The sequence below is a fragment of the uncultured Veillonella sp. genome (genome assembly GCF_915069625.1).
GTDB lineage: Bacteria > Bacillota > Negativicutes > Veillonellales > Veillonellaceae > Veillonella.
This window is the reverse complement of sequence record NZ_CAJZFD010000066.1, coordinates 1-9,876: the sequence shown is the minus strand read 5'-3', so window position 1 is coordinate 9,876 and position 9,876 is coordinate 1. Positions and strand designations below refer to the sequence as shown.

At 39.2% G+C, this 9,876-nt stretch carries 8 protein-coding genes; all 8 read left to right on the top strand.

Annotation, left to right across the window (positions count from 1 at the left end):
* The coding region (locus QZ548_RS04895) for a thiamine pyrophosphate-binding protein (protein ID WP_295868777.1) at positions 1 to 1,175 on the top strand (1,175 nt) is incomplete at its 5' end.
* A 1-nt stretch (position 1,176) separates the two neighbouring features.
* A complete protein-coding gene (locus tag QZ548_RS04890) occupies positions 1,177 to 2,049 on the top strand; it encodes a 2-oxoacid:ferredoxin oxidoreductase subunit beta (protein ID WP_295804974.1) in 873 nt (290 codons plus the stop codon).
* Positions 2,050 to 2,389: 340 nt separating this feature from the next.
* Positions 2,390 to 4,240: an MAG1210 family protein gene (locus QZ548_RS04885; protein WP_295868774.1), complete on the top strand. Its 1,851-nt coding sequence runs from the start codon at positions 2,390 to 2,392 to the stop codon at positions 4,238 to 4,240.
* Positions 4,233 to 4,952, top strand: a complete 720-nt coding sequence (locus QZ548_RS04880) for a LemA family protein (RefSeq protein WP_295868772.1) — start codon at positions 4,233 to 4,235, stop codon at positions 4,950 to 4,952. Before QZ548_RS04885 ends, QZ548_RS04880 begins: the two co-directional genes overlap by 8 nt.
* Before the next feature lie 72 nt (positions 4,953 to 5,024).
* On the top strand, positions 5,025 to 6,371 hold the full coding sequence (locus QZ548_RS04875) for an MATE family efflux transporter (RefSeq protein WP_295868769.1): 1,347 nt from the start codon (positions 5,025 to 5,027) through the stop codon (positions 6,369 to 6,371).
* Between the two features lie 101 nt (positions 6,372 to 6,472).
* Positions 6,473 to 7,360 carry a prephenate dehydrogenase/arogenate dehydrogenase family protein gene (locus QZ548_RS04870; RefSeq protein WP_295868767.1) on the top strand — a complete coding sequence of 296 codons (888 nt, stop codon included), beginning with the start codon at positions 6,473 to 6,475 and terminating at the stop codon, positions 7,358 to 7,360.
* 127 nt (positions 7,361 to 7,487) lie between these two features.
* Positions 7,488 to 8,525, top strand: a complete 1,038-nt coding sequence (locus QZ548_RS04865) for a nicotinate-nucleotide--dimethylbenzimidazole phosphoribosyltransferase (protein ID WP_295868764.1) — start codon at positions 7,488 to 7,490, stop codon at positions 8,523 to 8,525.
* A complete protein-coding gene (locus tag QZ548_RS04860; RefSeq protein ID WP_295868760.1) occupies positions 8,522 to 9,625 on the top strand; it encodes a nicotinate-nucleotide--dimethylbenzimidazole phosphoribosyltransferase in 1,104 nt (367 codons plus the stop codon). Before QZ548_RS04865 ends, QZ548_RS04860 begins: the two co-directional genes overlap by 4 nt.
* The last annotated feature ends 251 nt before the right edge of the window (positions 9,626 to 9,876 follow it).

The window sequence follows — 9,876 nt, the reverse complement described above, 5'->3', positions numbered from 1 at the left end:
TGCCAGCTCCTGGTAAGAAAGATCAAATGTTCTTATTAGGTAATGAAGCATGTGCGTTAGGTGCTATCGCAGCGGGTTCCCGTTTCATGGCATCTTATCCTATTACTCCAGCATCTGAAGTAATGGAATATATGATTAAAAACATGGATAAATTGGGTTCTACAATCGTTCAAACAGAGGACGAAATCGCAGCATGTATGACAGCTATGGGCGGCGTATACGCAGGTGTTCGTGGCTTCACATGTACTTCTGGCCCTGGTCTTTCCTTGATGGCTGAATCCTTATCCATGGCTTCCATGGCTGAATTGCCAATGGTTGTTATCGATGTTCAACGTTCTGGCCCATCCACAGGTATGGCTACAAAGGTTGAACAATCCGATATTGATGCGGCTTGCTACAATGCACATGGCGATTACGCTGGTATCGTAATTTCTCCAACATCTATCGAAGAATGCTTCTATGAAATTCAAAAAGCATTCAACTTGGCAGAAATGTACCAATGCCCAGTTATCTTCATGCCTGACTTACAACAAGGTTTGAATAAACAATCTGTTCCTTCCTTCGACTTGAACCGTGTGCCTATTAACCGCGGTAAAATGATGAAAGAAGCTGACCTTCCTGAATTGGAACAACCTCATTACTTCAAACGCTTTGAATTGACTGAAGATGGTATTTCTCCACGCACAATTCCTGGCATGAAAAATGGTCTATTCCTTTCTACAGGTCTAGAACATAATGAAGAAGGTAAACCAGCAGAAGCGCCTACAATGCACGTAGCGCAAACTGATAAACGTTTCCGCAAATTGGAAACTGTAGCTGATAACTATGAACCATTCTTGAATAATGCTAAATACGACGAAGCAGATGTACTCGTTGTAGGTATGGCTTCCAGCCGTGGCGCTATCGAAGAAGCAGTTGCTGAATTCGATCAAGAAGGCGTTAAAGTTAACCACTTACAATTGCGCTTGATTAAACCATTCCCAGCAAAACAATTACAACCATTCATGGATGCTGCGAAAAAAGTGGTTATTGTTGAACACAATGCAACAGGCCAATTGACTAACTTATTTAAAATCAACATGCATAAGAAATCTAAAATTTCCAGCTGCTTGAAATACGATGGTAATCCATTCACAAAAAGTTATGTGAAAAATGCTATTAAGGAGGTCCTATAATATGACAACAGCTAAAGATTACAGAAACGATATTCGTCCAAACTGGTGTCCTGGCTGTGGCCATTATGGGGTTCAAGCAGCAATTACTGATGCTGTAGCAGCAAGAAATATTCCACCAGAAAAATTAGCAGTAATTTCCGGTATCGGTTGTTCTAGCCGTATCGGTGGTTATTTCTACGCATATGGTGCACATACAACTCATGGTCGTGCGCTTCCTTACGCACAAGGCGTTAAACTTGCTAACCAAGATTTAGAAGTTATCGCTTGCTCCGGTGATGGTGATGCATTCGCTATTGGTATGGGTCACACTATCCATGCTTTCAAACGTAATGTAAACATGACATACATCGTTATGGATAACCATGTATATGGTTTGACTAAAGGTCAAGCATCCCCTCGTTCCGACATCGGTTTTGTTACAAAAACAACTCCTCGTGGGGCATTCGAATCTCCATTGTCCGTTTGTGAAACTGCAATTGCTGCAGGTGCTACATTCGTAGCCCAAGGTTACATGATTAACCGTGCAGAACTTGTTGATTTGATTCAACAAGCAATGGATCATGAAGGTTTCTCCTTCATTAACGTATTCAGCCCATGTGTTACTTACAATAAACATAACAGCTATGACTGGTTCAAAGAACACCTAGTTGCATTGCCAGAAGGTTATGACCCAACAGATCGTGCAACAGCACTTAAAACTTTGGGTGAAACAGATGGTTTGGTTACAGGTCTTATCTACCAAGATAATTCTAAACCTTCCTTCGAAAAAGCTATGGCTGCAGCAAATGGTGGTCCACATCCTCGCCCATTAACTGAAGATGTTGTAAAACCAGATCAAGCGCTATTCGATAGCCTTTGCAATCAATTTAAATAATCTTATTTAAAGCGAGTCATTTATGATCTGAACCCCTCTTTACTGGATGTCTAGTAAAGAGGGGTTTTTACATTATAAATCGTATGATTACTTTAGCGTGTCATGAATAGTATGGTTATTTTATAGTGATATAAGTAATATGGTTACTTTATTGTGTTATGAATAGTATTCTTACTTTACGGAGTTTTTCTTAATTGATATACTAATTTATAATTTAGGATATTTATAATTAAGTAAAATTTGAAAGCTTATAAGTATAAGAGGCTGTTATTTCAGAATATGAGGCATAATGGAAACGTATAGATGTAGTACTTACTGTACGATTCATTAAGGAGAGGGAATGAGTAACGTGTCGAATGAATATAATGAAGCATTGCTAGAGCCACTTAAGTATTATCGAGAAGAGCTAAAGGATGCCTTCCTGCAAGTTACCGAGGAATACTTTCAAGATTTAGTCGATCAATCCAAGGTAGATATAGATACTAATAAAGTATTGATAGATAAATACACCTCTGTATCAGAGAATCGAGATCAATCGAATACATCATATAAACGATTTGGCATTATTAAAAAGGTTGATATTGTTATCGGTATAGGGGCCATTATTTATGGTATCTATCAGTTTTCACAAAATCATGTAGATATTGTATCTATCATTATTTGTATTGCGGTTCTAGTTCTATGTGTAGGTTTATATCTGTACTGGATTAAGCCCAATAGTAAGAGCCTTGAGGAAAAGCTTAAAGACTTAGATGCGACCTTAGCTAAAATGCGTCAAGAAGGTTATGAGATGATGGCGCCTTTGAATAATCTCTTTCATAGTGAAATGACTATGGAGCTAATAAAAAAGGCGATTCCTTTTATTCATATGGATTCTAATTTTAATATTGAACGCTATGAACAGCTCGTTAAAGACTACGGATTCTTGGAAAAGGGCGATGTGAACCATTCTACATTAGATATTGCATCTGGCGATATTTTAGGAAATCCCTTTGTATTTCTTAAGCGTATAGTCCACTGGCTCGACGACTATACCTATGAAGGAACATTAGATGTGACCTATACAGAGGAGTATGTAGATTCTAACGGGAACTTGAAGACTAGAGATGTGAACGAAACACTACGTGCAGTCATAAGACAACCTGGCCCATATTATGCGAATAGAGTATCCTTAGTGTATGGGAATCATGCAGCGCCTAACTTAACATTCCATAGAAAACCACCGGAAAAAGGATTCTTTAATTTTGGTGGAGCCAAGAGTCGGATAGCCAAAGGCATTGCTAGTCTTAGACAGAAAGGGCAAGACTCATTGGAGAATGGAGGAGGCTTCCAAGCTCTAGCCAATGAAGAGTTTGATGCACAATTTAATGCATTAGATCGAAATAATGAGGTTGAGTTCCGTGTATTGTTTACGCCGCTAGCACAAAGCAATTATAAGGATATCTTTGAAAACTCACCGTATGGCGATGATTTTATATTTAACAAAGAATGTAAAATTAATGAGGTTAAAGCTGACAACTCTCAAAACTGGGATTTTGATACATCACCATCTCAGTATTATGATTTTTCATTTGAAGAGATTAAAGAAAAGTTCATTAATTACAACTGTAGTTACTTTGATCACATGTATTTCTCATTCCTCCCAATTTTAGCAATTCCTGTGTATCAACAAATGGCATCTAATGACTATATTTATAGTAAGTCTTATGCTTTCAAATATAATGATTACATTACGGAAATGCTAGCGAATAAAATGGGACTCAATTTATTTATTCCCCCTAATGCGTCGGAGCGTAATAATGTAAAAACAATCCTTAAGACTAGCCACCATAAAAATGAAGGTGACTCAGAAGTGATTAAGGTTGATGCCTATTCGTATAGAACGATTGAACACATAGATGAAGTGCCTGTGCGAGCGGGTAATGGTAGAACCTATTATGTACCAGTTCGCTGGGATGAGTATGTTCCTGTGACAAAACACGAATTGATAGAGGTTTCAGAAATTAAATCTGCTGGAGAGGATTTTAATCATATTAAAGGTCTAGACCAGTATCAAAAATCTGAAAATAATAGAGATCGGTCTTTTGCATACGATCACTTTATGGCAGGTAAACTATATCGACAAGATCAGTCTCTCGACGATTTATTAAATACTATTTACAAAGAATTTGGAGGTACCCAAAATGGCTAACCAACTCGACGAAATGAATCCGGAAATTATGTCTGAAGGCAGAGATGTGCATGTTATCGCTAAGGTAATCCCTGTTGAAACTAGTGGCTTTGAAAAAATGCTACCTACTATTCTTATGGCTATCGGTGTTATTGGTATCGTTTTAGGCATAGTTATTGACAAGTATCTCGTATCTATTATTGGTGCGATTGTGCTAATTTATCCATGGTGGAGATTAAAACAAATTAGCTCAGAGTTTAATATGATGGAACAAAGAATTCAAAACGCTGCTTCTGAGATTGATAATTATATGGAGCAACGTGTGGTGATTCTTTCCAATGCAGCTAAATTAGTGGAAAAATCTATTGAAGTGGATAAAGATATTCTCGTAGATATTGCTAAGTATAGAAGTGGTAATTTCTCTGAAGAGTCTAGAAGTGATGTGAACTCTCAACTTAATAAGGCTACAAGAGCTCTTAATGTAGCTATAGAAAACTATCCAGAATTACAAAGCCAAGATACAATTCGTGATGCAATGCAACAAAACTCTTATTTGCAAAAAGAAATTACTGCAGCTAGAACGTTATACAATGATGCGGTAAATACTTGGAATAGAGAAATCTTTGAATTCCCATTTAAAAAGATTGTAGCTGCTAAAGAAGGTAGAACTACAAGAATTCCATTTATTGCTGATCAAGAAACTAAAGAAAAGGCTAAAGGCGTTTTCTTTTAATGGATAAGCAATGGGGCGTTAGTGTATAAAGGGAAGACTATGAAATTTGGCATTAGTATATAAGGGGATACTATGAAGTCTTATGAAAAAGGGATTAGCTTGTCCATCTGGACCTTGAGTTGGCCTATATTCATCGAAGTGTTCCTACAGATGCTGGTAGGTAATATAGACCAATTGATGATGAGTCACTACTCGCCGCAAGCAGTAGCAGCAGTAGCTAATGCCAATCAAATTTTAAATATCTTTATTATGCTCATCATTGTGATGAGCACAGCTACGACGATTCTGATTGCTCAATATTTAGGGGCTCGGAATCAGTCCAAGCTATCAGAAGTATGTACGGTCAGCTTGGTGCTGAACTTTTTCTTCTCATCGATAGCGGCCGTATTCTTTATTACTTGTCATACATGGATTTTTACATGGCTTGGCATACCTCCTGAAACGATGAGCGATACATCGGTGTATACAACCATAGTGGCAGCAGGCTTGCCAATTCAGGCTATGTACTATGCGTTAGTTGCTGTATTTAGAGGACATTCATTAACACGTGTTACTATGTACATTGCATTGGTTATGAATGTTATCCATATTGCAACTAACTATGTGTTAATCTTTGGCCATGGGCCCATACCAAGCTTAGGTGTACTAGGGGTATCCATTTCTACATGGTTGTCTAAGGTGGTTGGTCTCCTGATTATCGGTTATACATTTAAGAAATTGCTTACATTAGAGGTAAGCTTTAGATTCTTAAAACCATTCCCATGGCATACGGTTAAGTCATTGCTGAACATCAGTGTTCCTTCCGGTGGCGAAACCTTAAGTTATCAACTATCTCAGACAACGATTATGAAAATGGTCAATATCTTGGGACTGGCTGTTATTAATACAAAGGTATATGTTTCGGTTATAGCCATGCTTTGTTATGTATATACCATAGCACTAGCGAATGCGTCACAAGTTATCGTTGGTTTCTTGATGGGGGCCAAACGGCAAGATGAGGTGACAAATCGCGTATGGCATTCGATGTTCTTAGCCATTGCTATTAATGTAGGTCTGGCTACGTTCTTTTATATTACCAGTGATATTGTTTTGTCTGTATTCACTACAGATTCAGAAATCCTATCGTTAGCACATAATGTATTGTTGGTTGAGATTTTCCTTGAATTAGGCCGTGCCGTCAATATTGTTATGGTTGGCTGTTTACAAGCGGCAGGCGATATTCGGACACCTATGCTGGTAGGCATTTTTGGTATGTGGCTATGCGCTGTACCATTATCTTATCTCTTTGGTATTTACTGGGGATGGGGACTCGTAGGCATTTGGATTGCCATGGCGGCCGATGAAATTTTACGAGGATTGTTATTTGTGTATCGTTGGTATAGCGGTAAATGGAAAAATAGACGTCTTATTGAGGCGTAGTTTTATATTTTCATGATCGCCGTTAATTATTAATAGTTTGTAAATGTAGTTAGCCTTACATTGGAGAGTGTAAGGCTAACTATTTGTGAAAGTAGGTTTATATGAGTAAGACAGTAGGTATTATTGGCTTGGGGCTATTAGGTGGTTCGTTGGCAAAGGCGTTAAAGGCTTATACCGATTATGAGGTAGTGGGCTATGCGCGTCGCCAAGAGGTTTGTGATGCGGCCATTCAAGATGGTGTGGTGAAAGCTGCCTGGACTGAGGTAGAACCATTGATTGAGAATTCGGATATTGTCGTATTTTCATTGCCTCCAGATACAAATGCAAGATTATTTACAGAAACGGCACATCTCTTTAAACCAGGACAAGTAGTAACGGATGTGTCTAGCGCAAAGGAAAACTTTGTACGAGCTGTATACAGTTCCATTCCTAAAGGTACTATTTTTGTGTCTGTTCACCCTATGGCTGGCTCTGAAAAGGGCGGTTATGAAGTGTCTCATAAAAACCTATTTAAAGGGATGGGCTGGATTGTCCTTGAGGATAAAGCCTCTGATGTATATAGTGAAGAGGTTGCTCAAGAGTTAGCTGAAATGGGTCGTGCTGTAGGATCCCGTATTGAATTTGTAGATATCTATGCTCACGATGCATATTTAGCTATGGTCAGCCATATGCCACATTTGTTGGCATCCATTTTAACGCAAGTTTCCGGTGGCGATGAGTTAGGCGAGTTGCGCATGAAATTGTCGGCCGGTGGCTTCCGCGATTGTACGCGTGTTGCCGGTGGTTTACCATCTATGTGGCGTGAAATCATCTATGGTAATAGACACAATGTAATTGAAGGTCTTTCACAGATCGAATCCGAAATTCAACGGGTAAAAGAGATACTTTCACAAGAAGATGAAGGTCAAGCCTTAGAATCCTATCTTGAACGGGGCCGAGAAATTCGAGGTAAATTGCCATATTTAACGGGCCAAATCAAAAATAGCTAATGATAATTAACGATTAGCTAAGGCTATATTTTATGTAGCTAAAGCAACATGATTTATGCAGTATAATGTGTATACTAGAGTTCTAGAAGAATATACATTTAACATATGATTTAGTTAAGGAGATATTATGAGTTTGTTACAAGAAACTTGTGACGCTATTACTGGGCGTAGTCATGAGATTGAACAACATATAATTGATAGTTGGAATGCAGGTTCACCTGTAGAGCAATATGGACGACTTGTAAATGTGGTGGCTCAATATGGTGCAGCTACAAATCAGGAACAGTTAACGATTCCAAAGCCTTGTATGATTATTGCCTCTGCCGATCATGGTGTGGCCGATATGGGTGTCAGTGCGTACCCAAAGGAAACAACAGTAGGGATGACACAAAACTACTTAATCCCTAAGGGGGCTGGTGCCAATTCCTTAGCTAATTATTGTGGTGCTCACATGGAAGTTATCGACATGGGCATTGATGCGGATATGAGCTGGGTACCAGGATTACGTATTCATAAACTTGGCATGGGGACAAAGAACTTTGTGGAAGAACCTGCCATGACTCGTGAGCAAGCTATTGAAGGTATTGAAACGGGTATTCGTCTTGTAAAAGAGAAAATTGACGAAGGTTTCAATGTTTTCTTAGTAGGGGAAATGGGTATTTCCAATACTACCGCTAGTGCTCTTATGACTGCTAAATTTGCAGGACTCACAGCAGAGGAAGCGACAGGTCGAGGCACTAATATTTCTGACGAACGTTTGAAATTAAAGCAACGCATCGTTCATGATGTATTAGAAAAATATAAGAATATACCGAAAGACGATGCCATCGGAATTTTATCCTCTGTGGGAGGCTTTGAATTCTCCTGTATCGTAGGTGTTATTCTAGGTGCTGCAGCGAATAATGCATTAGTTATTATTGATGGCTTTAATACATCTGCTTGTGCGTTAGTTGCTAAGACATTGGTGCCACAAGCGATGGACTATGTGATGGCATCTCATTTATCTGCTGAAAAAGCGGCTAAATCTTCCTTAGAAAATCTAGGCCTTGAAGCCTATGTTGACTTAGGACTTTGCCTTGGTGAGGCATCTGGTGGCTCCATTCAAATGGGCATGCTAGACCTTGCCGTTCATATGTATTTGGCTGTTACAGGAGGTAAGGCATGAGAACTTTTACAATTGAACCATTACATGCGCCATCCATGGAAGCATGCCGATTACGAATCGATAATTTAACAAAACCTATTTATAGCCTTGCTACATTAGAGTTAATAGCTGAGCGCTTTGCGGGCATTCTGGCAGATCCTCAACCAAATCATTTGCGATATGGTGTACTTGTGGTGGCGGCGGATCACTTGGTAGATGGTCCTCAAAATAGTCAGCATGGCAGTGAAAGCAACGCAGCGATTAAGCGTTTCAATGATGGTAGAACGGCTACGCAAGGTGCGGCAAATAAGTTACAAGCAGCTGTACATGTAGTAAATATAGGCCTTGAACAAGATACGACAGATTTGACGAATATTGAACAAAAGGTTATCCGTAAGGGTTCCCACTTTTTTGGTGTAGAACCTGTTATTTCTCGTGATGAATTAGAAGCATCCCTTGAACTTGGCTTTACCTATGCTGATAAACTGCACAACGAAGGATTACAAGTCGTTGCTCTTGGTAACATAGGGGAGAGGGCATTCCTCGATTCCCTTGTAACGACTGCAACTATTACAGGTTGTGCTTATGACGATATTCTAGTCCATACTGAATGTGGACCTACCATTGAGCAACGGGCTGCACATATCCATTCCTTTGTAGATCGGTTTAACATTGATGTTGATGATTGGTCTGCTTTGAGTGAAAGCGAGCGTCGTGATGAGGTATTGCATTTGCTTCATGTCGCAGGAGGTTTAGATATTGCATTCTTAACTGGATTTATCTTGGGTGCTGCTAGTTATCGTATGGCAGTAGTATTTGATAATGCCGTAACCGGTGCAGCTGTATTGGCTGCCGTTACTATTGAACCATTGGTTAAGGATTATGTATTCCCATCTGCCGCATATGAGGAACCAATCCATAAGGAGCAATGTCGATTCCTAGGTGTAAAACCATGCTTACACTACAATTTACAAATTGATGAAGCATTGGGCTCCACAATGGGACTCTCCATTATCGATGCATCCATGCATATGCTGAATGATATGAAAACCTTCGTGGAAGCTGAGGTTAAAGCAGCTGAAGACGGAGCCGGTAAAGGTAGACAAAAGAACAAAGAGTAATCTATATAAAAGAGGGGTTATTAAATCCCTCTTTTTATATGTTTTATGCTCAATTATGCAAAATTAACTGAGAATTTCATGGAAAAACCATTGACACTATATGTGTAAATTGATATTATTATAGGGCAGTCAGGACAGACATAAATTGTTCTTGACGACAGATTGATGATTATGTTATATTAATTATCGGTTCTGTATGCGGGAATAGCTCAGCGGTAGAGCACCGCCTTGCCAAGGCGGGGGTCGCGAGT

Excerpts from the sequence above, each read along its gene's own strand:
- QZ548_RS04890 (WP_295804974.1), top strand. The coding sequence starts at position 1,177 with ATGACAACAGCTAAAGATTACAGAAACGATATTCGTCCAAACTGGTGT.
- QZ548_RS04885 (WP_295868774.1), top strand. The coding sequence starts at position 2,390 with ATGAGTAACGTGTCGAATGAATATAATGAAGCATTGCTAGAGCCACTT.
- QZ548_RS04880 (WP_295868772.1), top strand. The coding sequence starts at position 4,233 with ATGGCTAACCAACTCGACGAAATGAATCCGGAAATTATGTCTGAAGGC.
- QZ548_RS04875 (WP_295868769.1), top strand. The coding sequence starts at position 5,025 with ATGAAGTCTTATGAAAAAGGGATTAGCTTGTCCATCTGGACCTTGAGT.
- QZ548_RS04870 (WP_295868767.1), top strand. The coding sequence starts at position 6,473 with ATGAGTAAGACAGTAGGTATTATTGGCTTGGGGCTATTAGGTGGTTCG.
- QZ548_RS04865 (WP_295868764.1), top strand. The coding sequence starts at position 7,488 with ATGAGTTTGTTACAAGAAACTTGTGACGCTATTACTGGGCGTAGTCAT.
- QZ548_RS04860 (WP_295868760.1), top strand. The coding sequence starts at position 8,522 with ATGAGAACTTTTACAATTGAACCATTACATGCGCCATCCATGGAAGCA.